Consider the following 15,704-nt stretch of genomic DNA (forward strand, 5'->3'; position numbering starts at 1 on the left):
GGCACGACCTTATCGCGCCTTGTAGGCGATTGGCAGACGCTTCAGCCCGCTGACGAAATTGGAAGCGACCCAGGCCGGATCACCAGCGAGTTCGATCGCATCGACGCGCGCCAGCAATTCCTCGAAGAAGATGCGGATTTCCATCTTGGCAAGATGCTGACCGAGGCAGAGGTGCGGACCATAGCCGAACCCGAGGTGCCGGTTCGGCGGCCGCGACAGGTCGAACCGGAACGGATCGGGGAAGGCGTCGGCATCGCGGTTGGCCGAGGGATAGCACATCATCAGATCCTCGCCCGCCCTGATCGTCTTTCCGCGCAGGTTGTAATCCTCGACCGCGGTGCGGAAGAAGTGCTTCACCGGCGTCACCCAGCGCACCATCTCGTCGACGCCGCCCGCGGCAAGGATCGCGGGATCGGCGCGCAGCCGCTCCATCTCTGGCGGGTTCTGCAACAGCGCGAGCAGCCCGCCCGCGATCGTCGAACTGGTCGTATCGTGCCCGGCGGTTGCGATGATGATGTAGTAGGACATCAGTTCGAGCGTACCGATCGGCTGCCCGTCGACCGTCGCGGTCGCAAGCAGCGTAGCGATATCGTCGGACGGATCGCGGCGCCGCGCCTCGGTCAGCTCGGCGAAATAGTCAAAGAAGCCCTTGATCGTCGCCGCCAGGTCGGGCTTTGGGCCTTTTCGGATGTCGGGATCGTCGGAGCCGAAGATATCGCGCGTCAGGACGAGCATCCGCGCCTCGTCCTCGGCCGGTACGCCCAGGATACGCATGATGACGCGGAGCGGATACCAGACCGCCACGTCATCGACGAATTCGCAGGTTCCGCCGCGCTCCACCATCTGGCCGACGAAATGCCGTGCCAAGGCACGCAGATCCTCTTCGAGCGCCTTCAGCCGCGCCGGCATGAACCATGCCTGCGTCAGCTTGCGGTGCACCATGTGATCGCGGCCGTCCATATGGACGATGTCGCGCAGCATCAGCGCGCGGCCGCCGGTCAATTTGCGCACCTGTTCCTCGACCGAGACCGGTCGCAACATCATCCGCGGCGCGTTCAGGAATTGCGCGGCGTTCCGCTCCACGTCCTGAATGTCCGCAGACCGGGTGACGCTCCAGAACGGTCGATAGTCCGTGGGTTCGGTCCAGTGGACCGGGTCCTCATCTCGCAGCCGCGCGAAGAGACGGTCATAGGCATCGGGATCGGCATAGGTCGCGGGTGCGACGATCGCGTCGTCGTCGATAGGCGGCGCGATCGTCGCCATCAGAAGTTGAACCCCACGCGCACGCCATAGGTCGCGGGTGGCGCGGCGCGCGCGTTGCGGACGATCCCGCTGATCGGCAGGCCGCTGTCGAAGTACTTCTCGTCGGTGATGTTCGCGGCGTACAGCGAAACCAGCCACCGGTCGCCGGGCGCGGTATAGGTCAGACTGGCGTCGACCAGCTGCATGCTGCGCGCCGTCGCCCCGCCCGTGCCGGTCAGATTCTCGGCGTCGAAATAGTAGCCGGCGTTGTGCGATGCATCGACCGACAGCTTCAGTTCGCCGTCGCCGATCGGATATTTGACGTCCGCGCCCAGCGAGACGACGAACTTCGGCGCACCCGCCAGCCGGTTGCCCTTGATGAACAGCACCCCGGCCCCGCCCGCCGACTCCACGTCGCGATCATAGCTGGTGTCGAGCACCAGCCCGTTCGAGCGCAGCGTGAACATCGGCGAGACCCGCCACAGCAGATCATATTGCGCGCCGGTTATCTTGGCCCCGGTGCCGTTGACCAGGATGTTCGATCCGCTCGCCGAATCCGTATAGGCAATGTGGATATTGCCATAGTTGTAGTGGAACGCGCCGATGTTGAGACGCGCGTCGGGCGACAGGCGAATCTTCGTCCCGCCTTCGAACGAGGTGATCGTTTCGGGCTTCACACCGGGGCTGAGCAGATTGGTGTTCGAAAGGGTCGCACCCTTGAACCCGGTGGAGACGCCCGCATAGAGCAGGATGCTGCCGGTGTCGTACTGGATGCGGCCGGTATAGGTGAACTTCGATCCTTTCAGCTGTTGCCGGCCCTGGTTCGGGATACCGAAGACGTTTCGGGGATCGGCAAGCGACAGGAAGTCGGTGTTGGTATATTTTTCGTCCGTGTAGCGCCCGCCCGCCGTTATGCTCAGCTTGTCGGTTATCGGCACGGTGATCTGGCCGTAACCGGCAATGGACCTGTTCTGCCAGCGATTGTCGGCAGTCAGCGCCGACAGCGGCGGCAGGTCGCCGGTGAGCAGCACGTTGCCGGCCGCATCGAGATAGAGCATTCCGGCGATCCACTGGACGGGCGAGCTCACCGAAGCGATCTGCAGCTCCTGTTGCCAGGTACGCGACGGGAAATCTCCGGTGAAGCCGACGGAGCCGCCTTGAAAGCCCGCCGGATAGCTCTTCGGGTCCGCGAACAGAATTTCGGTCGCCGATAGCGACTTCGCCGTCTGGTATGCCGTCAACGAGCTTATTTCGACCGACCCGAGATCGAGCGTGGCTTTCGCCGAATAGGTTTCGGCATTGAGCTGAACGAAGGAGCCCGCCGGCCCCGGCCGCAATATGCCGCGGGTCGATCCGTTGGCCTCGTTTTCGTAAGTCGCGCCATGTTCACCGCTGAAGCGCAAATTCGCCGCCGCGGCGAACGCGTCGGCGGGCGAAACGCCGAAGCTTTGCAGAAAACCGGCATAGTAAAGCTGGGACCCGTTGAGCCCCGTACCCAGAACGTTGAGGTCGAGCCCGACCGCCTGATAGCCCTGACCCGACCGGTCGTCGGATTCAAAATGCTGCGCGCGGAGCACCAGGTTGAACTGCTCCGATGGCTTGAAGACGAGAACGGCGCCGATTGCCTTGGAATCGCGATCGTAAAAGTCGGCGTTGCTCGTCCCCGCTCCTGGCGCGTTGAGATTCCGGATGTACCCGTCGCGCTTGCGGATCGATCCGTTGACGGAGAAGGCGAACATCTCGCCAAGCCCGCCCGAAACGATGCCCGACGCCTCGCGATTGTTGTAATTGCCATACCCCGCACGGAAGCGGCCCGAAATGGGGTCGCCCGGCCGCGGCGTCTTGGTCGTCACGACGATCGCGCCACCGGTGGCATTGCGGCCATAGAGCGCCCCCTGCGGCCCTTCGAGCACCTGGACCTGCTCGACATTGTCGAGGTCGAATGCGGCGCTCGTCAGGGTGGCGATGTAAACCCCGTCGACATAGGTTGCGACGCTGGCCGCCTGCCCCGCTCCGGTGACGGTCGAGCCGACGCCGCGGATGAAGGGGGTGACGTTGCTCGCCTGATTCTGGACGGTCAGCGACGGCGTCAGCTTGGGCAGGTCCTGCAGGGTGGAAACGTTGCGCGCCTCGAGCACTTCGGGCTCGACCGCGGTCACCACGACCGGAACCTTCTGGAGGCTTTCGGAGCGGCGTTGCGCGGTCACGACGATATCGGCCAGTTCCCCGCTCTCGGCGATCTTGCCCTCTTCCGCAGCCGGCATCGGAACGCCTTCTGCCCAAGCCGGCGAAACGTTCATCGCGGCGATGGCGACACTGGCCATCAGAACAGCCTTACGCATCTTCGTCTCCCTCCAGATCGTGAAGCTTTTCGCTTCATCTTTCCGCTTGCCAGTCCGAGCCGATGACGCTCATACCCCGACACGACAAAAATAGATATTCGTCGTATTTTATTCTGTCAATATGCATCTTAAATGCTCGTTTAAACGACCGATTCCGCAGGTTTCCGGCGCATTGGAGGGAGAGGGAATTGGCAAGCAACGCCCCGATTCGGACGCAGACGACAAGCTTCTGCCGGCTGTGCGAGGCCTTCTGCGGGACGGTGGTGACGGTCGAGGACGGACGCCCGGTCAAGCTGACACCCGATCGCGACAATCCGCACACGCAGGGGCATATCTGCGTCAAGGGCGCGGCGATCATCGACATAGCCAACGATCCCGACCGCGTGCTGCGGCCGCTGAAACGTGTCGGCGGCCCCGGCGAATTTGCGGAGGTTTCGTGGGATCAGGCGCTCGACGATATTGCGACGCGGCTGAAGGCAATCATCGATGCGCACGGGCCGCAGGCGGTCGCGACCTATTTCGGCAATCCCGGCGCCTTTTCGACCGACACGTTCATGTCGAGCCAATGGTTCCTTGCAAGGATCGGCAGCAGCAAGTTCTACGCGGCAGGGTCGCAGGACAGCACTTCGCGCCACCTCGCGAGCTGGATTCTCTATGGCGTCGCCTTTCGCAACGCGATCCCGGACCTGCCGAACTGCGATTTCCTGATCATAACGGGCGCCAATCCGCTGGTATCGCACGGCGGCCTGCTCACCGCGCCCCGGATGCGCCACGATCTGGACGCCATTGCCGAGCGCGGCCGGGTGATCGTGATCGATCCGCGCCGGACCGAAACCGCGAAGCGGTACGAGCATATCGCGATCCAGCCGGACGCCGACGCTTGGCTTCACGCAGCGATGCTCAAGGTCATGATCGGCGCAGGCGCGGTCGACGAAGCCTTCCTTGCCGCGCATTGCACCGGCTGGGACGATCTGCGCACGGCCGTCACCCAGGTCGATCTCGACGAGGCCGCGACGGCCACCGGCATCCGTCGCGACACCATCGAACGCCTTGCGCTCGATTTCGCGGCCGCGCCGCGCGCCGCGATGTACGGCCGGGTCGGCCTGTGCCGCGGTCGTTTTTCGACGCTCGCCAATCTGCTGCTCGATGCGATCAACATCGCGGGCGGCAAGTTCGGCAAGCCGGGCGGGTCGACCTTCGGTGCCTTTCCGCTCGCTGAAGGCGCCGAACCACTCTCCGGTTATGGCGAACACCGCACGCGGATCGGCAACCTGCCGGTCGTTGCGGGCCTGATGCCCGCCGCCGCGCTGCCCGACGACATATTGGAGCCGGGCGCAGGCCAGGTTCGCGCGATGATGGTCATCGCCGGCAACCCGGTACTGTCCGCGCCGGGCGGTGAACGGCTCGAACAGGCACTCGAAGCGCTGGACCTGCTGTTTTCGGTCGATCTCTACGTGACCGAAACAAACCGCTTCGCGCACTACATCCTGCCCGCGGCCACCTTCCTCGAAAAGGACGACATCCCGCTGATCGGGCTGTCGCACATGGTGCGGCCCTTCCTCCAGTACGCCCGCGCGGCCGTGCCGCCGATGGGCGAGGCGCGCGAGGAGCAGGCGATTTTCAACGATCTCGTCGCGCGCATGGGGCTCGGCTCGATCGCGCCGACCCCGGGCCTGCGCTGGCTGGAACGGCAGGGTATGGCGATCACCCCGCTGACGCTGGTCGAGCTTGCGCTCCGCCATGGCCCGCTCGGCAAGCGGCGCGGCGACGCGGCCCTCAGTTTCGCAAAGCTTGCGGCAATGCCGCACGGAACGATGCTCGACCTGCCCCTTACCTATGACAAGTGGGCTGACCATGTCGCCACCGCCGATCGCAAGATCCGCCTGTGGCATCCGATCGCCGCCGACGAATTCGCGCGCTTCGCCGCCCAGCAGGCCCCGGCAACCAGCGACGGAGCGCTCAAGCTTTTCAGCCAGCGCAAGCTCAAGTCGATGAACAGCTGGATGCACAATCCGGAAAGGCTGGCGCGTTCACAGGAGCCGGCGCTGCTGGTCCACCCTGCCGACGCCGTCCGATACGGCCTCAGCGATGGTGGCCGGGCCAGCGTGGCGAACGCACATGGCGCCGTCGAAGTCGCGGTTGAAGTGACCGAAGACGTGATCGAGGGCGCGGTCTGCTATCCGCATGGATGGGGCCACAATGGCGGCTGGCGCCATGCCAACACGCTGCCCGGCGCGAACATCAACCTGTTGCTCGGGCACGGGCCGGAGGCGGTCGAGCGCGTTTCGGGAACGACGTTTATCGACGGCATCCCGGTGAAGGTGACCCCGATTGCAGCCTGATCAGCGCGCCATCACCGCCGGCGCGAGAAAGTCGCGGACCAGCGCGTCCATGCTGGCGCGATCGTCGAGATCCTCGGCGGGGCGCTGAAGCAGCGCGCGATAGACGAAGCTCAGCCACCATTCGATCCGCTGCACCGAAATATCGGTGCGCCCCCGTCCCGTCGCCGCGATCCGTTCGATCACCGGCGCCCAATAGTCGTGCATCATCCGCTCGATGACCTGCGAGTGCTCGGCAAGCTCGTTGACATAGCCCATAGAGCCTTCCTCGAAGAGGCCTTCGAAGATCGGCATGGCGCGTGCCGCATCGACGAGCGCCAGCACCGCGGCCGATAGCAGCGCCTCCCCTTCCAGGTCGGCCGGAATGTTGTTCTTGGCGCGCTCGTTCACCAGCGCGCCCTCGCGCAGCAGCACCGCTGTCGCGAGTTGCTGCTTGTTCGGGAAGTAATTGTAGATCGTCTGGCGCGTGATCCCCGAACCCTTGGCCACGGCTTCCATCCGCAACCGCTTGTACCCGACCTTCGCGATCACCTGATTCGCGGCGTCCAATATGCGGGCCTGCGTTCGGCGCGCGACATCAGTTTCCAGTTCCGTATCCATCATCCAACCCGCAGAAACTCTCAAAATTTGACGAAATTTATTTTTTGTCGCATTTATCCCGCATAACGACATACCGGGAGAATTGTCATGTACGGATTCGACCTCGTCATCAAGAACGGGACGGTCATCGACGGCACGCGCTTTCCGCGCTTCCGATCCGACATCGGGATCCGGGACGGCAAAATCGCGCGGGTCGGGTACATCGCCGATCCCGGCAGCGCGCGCGTCATCGACGCCACCGGGCTGATCGTCGCCCCCGGTCACATAGACACCCACACCCATTATGACGCGCAGATCTTCTGGGACCCGACCTGCTCGAACGCCGGCGAGAACGGCATCACCACCGTCGTTACCGGCAATTGCGGCTTCGGCTTCGCCCCCGTCCATGTGCAGGATCGCGAGCGCGCGATGCTCATGATGGAAACCACCGAGCAGGTTCCCGCGATCCAGATGCAAACCGCGCTCCCCTGGTCGTGGGAAACCTTCCCGGAACTCGTCGAGGCGATGCGGCGGACACCCAAGGCGGTCAACCTCACCATGTTTCTCCCGCTCAACGCGGTGATGTTCTACGTGATGGGTGAGGACGCCAAGCGCCGCCGCCCGACCACGGCCGAAATCGATGCGATCAAGGGGCTGATACACGAGGCGATGGATGCCGGCGCGTGCGGCCTGTCGCTGAGCTTCATGGGGCACGAGAACAACCATGTCGACATCGACGGATCGGCGATGCCGACCGACATCATGCATCCCGACGACGCGGTCGCCATGGCAAGCGCGCTTCGGGACCGGCAGGAAGGGATCATCCAGGTCATCGCGCAGATCGGGCCGGTGGGCGACCGCAGCATCAGCGAAAGGCTGGCGCGCGAGACGGGCCGCCCGATCCTGCACAACGTGTTCTCGGTCAGCGAATATACTCCAGACCTCCACCGCCAGAGCATGGCGTGGCTGGACGCGATGAACGAGGAGGACGGCGTCGAGATGTACGCCGCCACCGTCATCTGCCGCGCCTGGAACGAGACCGAACTCTTCAACTCACCCGGCTGTTCGCTCGACGCGCTCGACGTCTATCGCGAGCTGACCTTCTGCAAGGACCCCGCCGAAAAGCGCGCAAAACTGCTCGATCCCGAATTCCGTCGCCGTTTCAACGCAAGCTACGACCCGGTCATGTTCGAGGCGACCGCCGGCGGGCTGGCCGACTACACCGTGATCGGAATGGGCGAAGGCTCGAACGACGCGAAGGGCTATCTCGGCAAGACCTTGGGCGAGATAGCAGCCGCCGAAGGCAAGACCGAAGTCGATGCCTTTATCGACACCGCGCTCGAAAGCGATCTCCGGATCGAACTGAAGACGCCCGGCATCGCGATCGACCCCGCGAAAGTCGCCGATCTGCTGTCGAACGGCCGCGTTCTTGCGGGCGCTTCGGACGGCGGGGCGCATACCAAGAACTTCAGCGGAGGCCAGTGGACCACCGACCTGATCCTGTGGCTCGTGCGCGACAACGCTTTCCTCTCGCTCGAGGACATGCACTATCGCCTTTCCTACCAGCCCGCGCGCGCGATGGGCATCAAGGATCGTGGCGCGCTGCTGGAAGGCATGGCCGCGGACCTTATCGTCTATGACCTCGCCGAACTCTATTTCGACCAGGACCGGTTCGACGTGGTCCATGACCAGCCCGGCGGCGACTGGCGGCGCAAAGCACGCGCCGGCGGATACCGCCAGATCTTCGTGAACGGCGTGCAGACGTTCGAGCGCGACCGTCCGCTCGGCACGACTCCCGGCGTCTATCTCGGTGACGCCGCCGCCCGGCCGCAGATCGCCCGCGCCGCCTGATCGCATGCTTCGGGACAGGGTCATTCTCGTCGTCGGCGGATCGACGGGCATCGGACGCGCGACCGCGATCGTGTGCGGTCAGTCGATCGGGGTGGACGGTGGCACTTCGGCGACGCTCGGCTTCAACCCGTAGGCCGCGCTCGCCGATTAACGCGCGAGCAGCCCGCCGACGATCAGTTCGCTGACCGTTCGCGCGTAGCGTTCGACGAGGTCGTGATCGAGCGCGCCATCGCCCAGGATCGTGCGCCGCGACTGCAGCGACGAGAACAGGTGCGCGCAGGCGCCATCGATCGCGAAGCTAACCAGGTTGGCGTCGACCGCGCGAAACGCGCCGCACGCGATGCCTTCGGCGATCATCGCCCGCCGTGCCTCGATCACCGGCTGCACAAAGGTCGCACCGACTTTCGCCGAGGCTTCGGGCGATGCTTCGCGCAGCAGTTTCTGGAGCAGGCGATTGAGATAGGGCCGTTCGAAGTAAGCCTCGATCAATCCCTTGATATGGCTCTCGATCTTGGCCGCCGGGGGCATATCGGTGGCAAGCAGACGTTCGAGATGCCCCGAGGCGCGCCGTGCGTCGCCCTCGATGATCGCGATCATCAGCCCTTCGCGGTTGCCGAAATAGTAGCTGACGAGCGCGACATTGGTGCCGGCGCGCTCCGAAATGTCGGCGATCGACACTTCGAGCAGCCCGCGCTCGATCATCAGGCTGCGCGCCGCCTCGACGATACGCTGCGCCGTTGCCGGCTGGTCGGTCACGTCCTCGGCCATGCTGCCCCTCTCATCGCTTCTTCAGCCCGGTGCGGATCCGGTCGGACTGTTCCCCCAGCCGCGGGGCATGACGCTTGGCCGATCCGAGCGGCTTTGCAAAGCGGACGGGATGCTCCATCGCGAAATAGCCGCCTTCGCTCGGATGTTCCTGCCGCGAGAAAAAGCCCGTCGCCGCCAGATGCGGATCGTCCATGATATCGGCGATGTCGCGCACCGGCTGCGCCGGAATTTGCGCCGCATGGCATTTCGCGACCAGCTCGGCCGTGGTGAAAGCCGGGGTCAACCGGGCCATCTCGCAGTAAAGCAGCGCCAGATTGACTGTCCGCGCCTTGCGGGTGGCGAACCGCTCGTCCTTCAAGAACTCCGAATGTCCGAGCACTTCGAACACGCGCGGCCACGCTTCGTCGGTATAGGGCACGATGCTGATGAAGCCGTCGCGCGTCGGGAAGGGCTGGCGGTCGGGATCGATCTGGCGGAAATAGCCCACGGGCGCATTCGGGGGATCGAAGGTCAGCCCGGCCAGATGTTCGAGCAGCATGAAATGGCTGAACGCCTCGAACATCGCGATCTCCACCTTCTGCCCCTCGCCCGTCCGGAGCTTGTGGATCACAGCCGCGAGCACCGCATAGGCGGCGTGGAGGCCCGCGACCTTGTCGGCGATCAGCGACGGCAGATAGCGCGCCCGCGGATCGCCATCGACGCGCGGCAACAAGGTTGACGTTCCGGTCGCGGCCTGGATCACGTCGTCATAGGCCTGCAGGTCGGCATAGGGGCCGTTCTGCCCGAACCCCACGCAATGCGCATAGATGATGCCGGGATTGATCGCCCGCACCGCGTTATAATCGAGCCCCAGCCGCTCGACCGCCTTGCCGCGCACGTTGAGCACGAACACGTCGGCCTCTTCGAGCAACGCCTTCATGCAGGCCAGATCGTCGGGCGCCTTGAGGTCGAGCGCTATCGACTGCTTGCCGCGATTGATCGCCATGAAGCTGGGGCTCATGCCGGGGGTTGCCGCGGCCTTGCCCGACCAGCGGAATGCGTCGCCCGTACCCGGCGCCTCGACCTTGATCACCTCGGCGCCAAGGTCGGCGAGGATATGCGTGCAATAGGGGCCGAAGACGACGCTCGTCAGATCGACCACCTTTATCCCTTCCAGCATGGGCTTGCCGTCCATTGCCCTCATCATGATCCACTCCATTCCGGCTTGCGCTTCGCGGCAAAGGCACTGACGCCCTCGCGGAAATCGCGCGTGCGCATCAGGCGCCCGAAGATGCGGTTGTTGGCCGCCAGTGCCTCTTCCAGCGATTCCAGATTTTCGAGCGCATTCAGCGCCTCCTTCGTGGCGCGGATTGCTGACGGCGAATTTTCGAGCAGCCGTTCGGCGAGCGCCCGCGCGGCGTCCATCGCATCGCCATCAACGACCTCATTGATCACGCCAAGTTCGCGCGCCTCGGCCGCGCCGAAATGCCGCCCCGTCAGAATGAGTTCCATCGCCGCCTTGCGCCCGATCTGGCGCGTCAGCCGCTGAACGCCGCCCGCCGCCGCATAGAGGCCGACCTTCACTTCCGGCAGCGCGAAGCGCGCACTGGCCGTTGCAACGGCAAGGTCGCACGCCAGGACGATTTCAAGGCCTCCGCCCATCGCCACCCCGTTGACCGCGGCGATGACCGGCTTGGTCCGGTCGAAGCGCGAACACAGCCCCGCGAAGCCCGACGGCGGGATCGCCATATCCCCGCCCTTGGCCGTGACTTTCAGGTCGTTGCCGCTGCAAAAGGCCCGGTCGTCCGCCCCCGTGACGATCGCGACCCACAGGTCAGGGTCGCGCTCGAAATCATCCCAGATCTGGTGCAGCTCGAAATGCGCCGCGCTGAAAAGCGCGTTCATGGCCTCTGGCCGGTCGAGCGTGACTTCCAGGACATGCCTGCGGCGCTCGACCAGCACATGCTCGAAACGCCGCGTCGGCAGGCCCACCGCCCGGCCCGCCGCCGGTGCCGGCTCGCCAAGCCGGCTTGCGGGTTCGACGAAGTTCACGCCCCTCTCGTGCACGATGCGCACGGACCAGCCGATCGCATCCTGTTCGGCAAGGCTCGCCAGCGTGCCGCGATGCCCCGTGCGGACCCGCGCCAGCACGCGCCCCTTCTCGTTCGAGGCGATGACATAGCCGCGCGAAGGCTGACCCTTCTTCCAGGTCACCGTATAGCTGTCGATGACCGCATCGGTCGTTTCGGCAAGCAACGTCGGCGCAGGCGCGTCGTCGATGGCGCGCTGTCCGCCATCGACGCGGCGCGGTTGCCAGCCTTCGACCGGCTCGGTTGAATAGACGCCGGCCGCTTCCTTGGAGAGGAAGCCGCCATTGGCGAGAACCAGGCCGAATTGCCCTGGCGACGCGCGCAGCCGCTCGGCCATCGTCGCAATGGCGTGCATCGCATAATTGTTCCCCGCCCCGCCGAAGAACGGCAGCCCACCGGTGACGGTGCAACAGGTGTGCCGCCAGTCCACCCCCAGCGCCTCGGCCGCGAGCAGCACCGCGCAGGGGAAGCAACTGTAAAGATCGAACTGTTCGATGCCGGGCACCGTCTTCCCCGCCATAGCAAGCGCGCCTTCGAGCGCCGCCTCGATGGCACGCGACCGCGACAGATCGGGCCGCTCCATGACCGGCCGGTCCTTCACCGTGGCATAGCCGTGCAGATAGACCCACTTGGCCGGATCGATTCCGGCCTGCCGCGCAGCCCCGACCGAGGTCAGGACGACCGCCGCCCCCTGATTCACCGCGTCCTGCGCGACGTGCCATTTGAGATAGGGCTCGGCGATCGGATAATTGGCATCGCCGGGCGTTGCGAGGAAATCGCGCGAACGGCGCTGCGGGAATTGGGCATAGGGGTTCTTCGCCGCGACGGCCGAAAAGCCTTCCCACAGCGCGGACATGAGCGCGACATAGCCGGGCCGATCCAGTCCCAGCCGGGCGCGCAACGCCTGCTCGAACGCCGGATAGGTCTGCGTCGGCATGCCCAGCCCGTTCACGCGCTCGTAGTCGGTCAGGAGCGAAGGCCCCAGACCGCGGTCCTCCCACGGACCATCGACATTGTAGGACCAGTCGAGTGTCAGCCGCGCCTTCAGCGCCTGCTTCATCGTGGCTATCGCCTCTGACCCAGCGAGCAGGATCGCTTTGGCATCGCCCGCGAAGATCGCTTCCGCCGCTTCGTTCACCAACGCCTGTGGCTGATCGCCACCCACGACCGAATAGATGCAGCGCGCGTGCCCGATCCCCAGTTCCGCCGCCAGCGTGGCGGGCGGATTGGCGCAGCGGCCGAACGGATGGCGCATGCCCTCGATCGAGTCATGATTGGCGCGCACCACGATCACGCCATCGATCGCCTGGCGCAGCGCTTCGGCCGCACCGCTGTCGGCAAACGCCCGCTCGGCTGCCGCGAGTTGCAGCCCCAGTGGACTCGGCGCGTCGTCGATGTCCTGACCGTCCCAATGGCGAACGATCTGGCCGACGCCGACCAATATGGGGGTTTGCGGATCGATGGCCATGGAGCGTCTCTCCTCGGTGCATTTTAAATGCTTGTTTAATCGAGCGCCTAAATGCTCATTTAATTCGAGTCAATTAGATCGACGGAGCAGGTCGTGATTTTCGACGCCAGCCATCTGCGAGGATATGCGGCGCGCGCGGCACCAGCCTAATGGAACACGACAGGCACCACGAATGCCAATTGCGCTGCTGCCAGGCCGGCGGGCGGTGCGGGCATCGGACTCGCCTGCCGCACCATCCGCAAGCCGATCCAGTCGAGATTGGGATCGCCGCTGGACCCGGCAATGTCGCTCGCCACCAGGGTGCCGCCGCGATCGATCCGGAAGGCGATCAGGACCGTGCCCCGCAACGCGGAACCGCGTGGCCTGCCGGCCCGGATGTGGCGCGAAAGCAGAGTGCGGTAAGCGGCCAGCATATCGGCCGGCTCGGCGATGGGCGGCGGAGGCGGTTCGGGCTGGGCCACAACCGCATTCACGGCGTGCGGCACAAGCAAAGGCGCCAAAGCAACGCCTTCGGGCGACGCCGACGGAGCGGAAACCGGCACGACCGGCGCGCGTGCGCCAGGAATGGCAACGATCTGCCGCTCCGGCGACCGTCGGGGTGCGTCTGCCGGCTTGTGCAACGGCCGCACCGGGCGGGAGGGCGGCGGTGCGGAAAGGGTCATCAGCGTCAGCCGCACGGGTTGCGCCGTCTTGCCTGTTTCGCGGGCTCCGTACGCGACCACCAGCGCCGCCACCGCCAGCGCGTGAAGCAGCGTGGTGGCGACCAGCGCCACCACGCGTGGGGCCAGTGGGCCGAAGCCCACCGGTGACAATGGCCAAGGCCTGTCTCCCCCGCCACGCATGGTCAGAAGCTTACGCCAACGCCAACATTGACCGAGCGCCCGCGCCCCGGAACCGGGCGCAACGTACCGGTGGCCTTGTAATCCCCGAGCGAAACCCCGCCCAGCGGCAGACTGTAAGCCTTGTCGAACAGGTTCTCGCCCTCGACGCTCAGCCGCACCGGTCCGAGCGTGTAGGCCACGCGCAGGTTGACCAACGCATAGGCGGCCGTGCGGGGTTCGTTGCGCGTGGCATCGACGCGGTTCTTGGCGGCGACCCATTCAAGATCGACGCCGGCTTCCAAAGCGCCCTGCCGGTGTTCCAGCCCCACTTTGATGTCGAGCGGCATCTGGTGGTAGAGCGACCCGCCATCGCTTAGATTCTGGCCATGCACGTAGGCCAGCGAGGCGGTCAGCGTGGTGACGTCGCGGCCCGCGCCCTTGCGCAGCGTGGCATGGCCGGACACGTCCACGCCGAAGAACTCCGCCCGCTGGTTGGCGAACTGCAACTGTACCCATGGCGAAGCCATCATCATGCTGCCCGTCAGCTTTTTGACGAACACCGCGTCGATGTAGTCGTTGACGTGGGTGTAGTACGGCGCAATCCGCAGCGACCAGCCCTGCGCCGCTCCCTGGAACTCGATCGCCGCGCTTACCGTATCCGCGCGTTCCGGCCGGAGGTCGAGATTGCCGAAATAACCATTGCCGTCGCCGTACCAGCCGATCATCCGGCTGGACATCGCGCCCCGGCCCCAGGTGTAGCGCTCGTAGATGTTGGGCGAGCGCGCCTTGTGGGCATAGCCCAGTTCGATCGCCACGCCACTGGCGGGTGCGTAGCTCAGCAGCGCGGAAGCGCTCCAGTTGTCGTTCTTGCGCGCATGGGACACCGCATTGAACGCCATGGCCGCCATCGCATCGTCCATATTCATCATGCTGGTGGAATAGGGCTGAACATTGCCCGTGTTCATGGTGACGTGATCGAGACGAACGCCCACGACGCTGGAAAGACGATCGCTCCAGTGCCGCTCCCACTCGGCGAATGCCCCCAGCCGGTTGCGATGCGCGGCATTGACGTTGAGATAGGTGTTCGGCCCCATCATCATGCTGCCGGCAACCGGCGGCCAGTAATCGTTGAGCCACTGGTGATGATACTCGCCGCCAAGACGCAGCGTTTCATGGCGGGAGACAGGGAATTCCAGCCTCAGCGCGGTGCTGAAGGTATGCACTTCGGTGTTCATCGGCATGTTGGCCGGCATCTTGTCCTTGAGGAAGTTCATCTCGTGGTCGGTATCCCGGTAGTCCGCGGTGAACTTCGCCGAGCCCCAGTCGAACTCGCCCTCGTATCCGAAGTTGAGGAACCATGACGTGTTGGAGACCATGTCCATCGCCTGGTTGGCGAAGCCCTCGTAAGGCGAGAAGTGGTAGCCGCCCTTGAGACGGAACAGGCCGATGTCGCTCCGATAGGCCAGCGCGAGCGCCTGATCCGTCTTGGCGAATTCGGTAGAGCGGACAAGGCCCAGATCGCCTCCGCCCTTGTAACGGTCCGACTGGGTGTAGGAGCCGGTATAGGTGGCGCTCAGCCGCTCGCCCGCAACGGTCAGTTGCGCCGCGCCGCCGAAGCCATCGCCGTTCGAGCGGTAAAATGCCGACATCGTGCCGGTCAGCAGCGTTCCGCCGCCGGTGGCGAAGCGCGGCGCGGCGCTTTCCACGGCGATGATCCCGCCGATGTTGTCCCCACCCATGCTGACCGGCGCGACGCCGGGCACGACCCTGATCGCGTGGATCGACTGGGGATCGGTGTAGGACAGCGGAGAATTCATGTCGTTGGGGCAGGCGAAATCGATCGGACTGCCATCCACCGTGATCCGCAGGCGCTGTTCGTTCAGCCCGCGGATGACCGGCATCGACGAAAAGCCGCCACCGCTGTTGGCGCTGACGCCGGGAATCCAGCGCAGCAGCGCGGCCGTGTCGCTGGTGGAAAGCTGGAGACGGCGAATGTCCGCCTCGGACAAGGTCCGGCCGGTAACTGGTGCTGAGGCGACGGCGTCGGCCGGGGTGCCCGCCTCGACATCGACCTGGGGAAGCTGGCTGGCCTCCTGCGCGTGGACGGCAAGGGGCAGGAGCGCCGACGTGGCGCCAAGAAAGGCCCGCAGCGGGCGAACGTAGAACGACATGATATTCCTTTCAGGGGGCGGCCCGATAGAGGCCGGCATCCCGCAAAGCGCGCG

At 65.2% G+C, this 15,704-nt stretch carries 11 protein-coding genes; 3 read left to right on the forward strand and 8 right to left on the reverse strand.

The annotated features are described in order from the left end of the window. Positions 1 to 9: 9 nt before the first annotated feature. Both FA702_RS19855 and FA702_RS19860 read right to left on the reverse strand, forming a co-directional pair. Positions 10 to 1,263 (reverse strand): cytochrome P450, encoded by a 1,254-nt coding sequence (locus FA702_RS19855; RefSeq protein ID WP_136957823.1) that lies wholly within the window; start codon positions 1,261 to 1,263, stop codon positions 10 to 12. Beyond that, a complete protein-coding gene (locus FA702_RS19860) occupies positions 1,263 to 3,584 on the reverse strand; it encodes a TonB-dependent receptor (RefSeq protein ID WP_136957824.1) in 2,322 nt (773 codons plus the stop codon). The genes FA702_RS19855 and FA702_RS19860 overlap by 1 nt, the downstream gene beginning before the upstream one ends. A gap of 188 nt (positions 3,585 to 3,772) precedes the next feature. Here FA702_RS19860 and FA702_RS19865 point away from each other — a divergent pair, with 188 nt between their 5' ends. After that, positions 3,773 to 5,926: a molybdopterin-dependent oxidoreductase gene (locus tag FA702_RS19865; protein ID WP_168196155.1), complete on the forward strand. Its 2,154-nt coding sequence runs from the start codon at positions 3,773 to 3,775 to the stop codon at positions 5,924 to 5,926. On the opposite strand, the gene FA702_RS22900 is transcribed toward FA702_RS19865, so the two are convergent. Continuing rightward, positions 5,927 to 6,472: a TetR/AcrR family transcriptional regulator gene (locus FA702_RS22900; protein WP_168196156.1), complete on the reverse strand. Its 546-nt coding sequence runs from the start codon at positions 6,470 to 6,472 to the stop codon at positions 5,927 to 5,929. A gap of 138 nt (positions 6,473 to 6,610) precedes the next feature. Here FA702_RS22900 and FA702_RS19875 point away from each other — a divergent pair, with 138 nt between their 5' ends. Both FA702_RS19875 and FA702_RS23355 read left to right on the forward strand, forming a co-directional pair. Further along, positions 6,611 to 8,353 (forward strand): amidohydrolase family protein, encoded by a 1,743-nt coding sequence (locus FA702_RS19875; RefSeq protein ID WP_136957827.1) that lies wholly within the window; start codon positions 6,611 to 6,613, stop codon positions 8,351 to 8,353. 4 nt (positions 8,354 to 8,357) lie between these two features. Beyond that, complete coding sequence (locus FA702_RS23355) at positions 8,358 to 8,486, forward strand: hypothetical protein (protein WP_255504847.1); 129 nt, start codon at positions 8,358 to 8,360, stop codon at positions 8,484 to 8,486. Between the two features lie 14 nt (positions 8,487 to 8,500). Here FA702_RS23355 and FA702_RS19880 read toward each other — a convergent pair whose 3' ends face one another. The 5 genes from FA702_RS19880 to FA702_RS19900 form a co-directional block, all read right to left on the reverse strand. Beyond that, positions 8,501 to 9,121 (reverse strand): TetR family transcriptional regulator, encoded by a 621-nt coding sequence (locus FA702_RS19880; RefSeq protein WP_136957828.1) that lies wholly within the window; start codon positions 9,119 to 9,121, stop codon positions 8,501 to 8,503. 10 nt (positions 9,122 to 9,131) lie between these two features. Beyond that, entirely contained in the window at positions 9,132 to 10,307 is a 1,176-nt protein-coding gene (locus FA702_RS19885) for a CaiB/BaiF CoA-transferase family protein (RefSeq protein WP_255504848.1), read from the reverse strand. Next, positions 10,304 to 12,658, reverse strand: coding sequence for an enoyl-CoA hydratase-related protein (locus tag FA702_RS19890; RefSeq protein WP_136957829.1), 2,355 nt, complete (start codon positions 12,656 to 12,658; stop codon positions 10,304 to 10,306). The genes FA702_RS19885 and FA702_RS19890 overlap by 4 nt, the downstream gene beginning before the upstream one ends. Before the next feature lie 146 nt (positions 12,659 to 12,804). Next, the gene (locus tag FA702_RS19895) at positions 12,805 to 13,461 is read right to left on the reverse strand and encodes an energy transducer TonB (protein WP_255504918.1); all 657 of its coding nucleotides are present in this window, start codon (positions 13,459 to 13,461) and stop codon (positions 12,805 to 12,807) included. A gap of 41 nt (positions 13,462 to 13,502) precedes the next feature. After that, a complete protein-coding gene (locus tag FA702_RS19900; protein ID WP_136957831.1) occupies positions 13,503 to 15,650 on the reverse strand; it encodes a TonB-dependent siderophore receptor in 2,148 nt (715 codons plus the stop codon). Positions 15,651 to 15,704 lie beyond the last annotated feature (54 nt).

Source organism: Novosphingobium sp. EMRT-2, assembly GCF_005145025.1.
GTDB lineage: Bacteria > Pseudomonadota > Alphaproteobacteria > Sphingomonadales > Sphingomonadaceae > Novosphingobium.

Bases quoted from the DNA above. Each gene is read 5' to 3' on its own strand.
- FA702_RS23355 (WP_255504847.1), top strand. From the start codon at position 8,358: ATGCTTCGGGACAGGGTCATTCTCGTCGTCGGCGGATCGACGGGCATC.
- FA702_RS19855 (WP_136957823.1), bottom strand. From the start codon at position 1,263: ATGGCGACGATCGCGCCGCCTATCGACGACGACGCGATCGTCGCACCC.
- FA702_RS19875 (WP_136957827.1), top strand. From the start codon at position 6,611: ATGTACGGATTCGACCTCGTCATCAAGAACGGGACGGTCATCGACGGC.
- FA702_RS19860 (WP_136957824.1), bottom strand. From the start codon at position 3,584: ATGCGTAAGGCTGTTCTGATGGCCAGTGTCGCCATCGCCGCGATGAAC.
- FA702_RS19900 (WP_136957831.1), bottom strand. From the start codon at position 15,650: ATGTCGTTCTACGTTCGCCCGCTGCGGGCCTTTCTTGGCGCCACGTCG.
- FA702_RS19890 (WP_136957829.1), bottom strand. From the start codon at position 12,658: ATGGCCATCGATCCGCAAACCCCCATATTGGTCGGCGTCGGCCAGATC.
- FA702_RS19885 (WP_255504848.1), bottom strand. From the start codon at position 10,307: ATGATGAGGGCAATGGACGGCAAGCCCATGCTGGAAGGGATAAAGGTG.
- FA702_RS19880 (WP_136957828.1), bottom strand. From the start codon at position 9,121: ATGGCCGAGGACGTGACCGACCAGCCGGCAACGGCGCAGCGTATCGTC.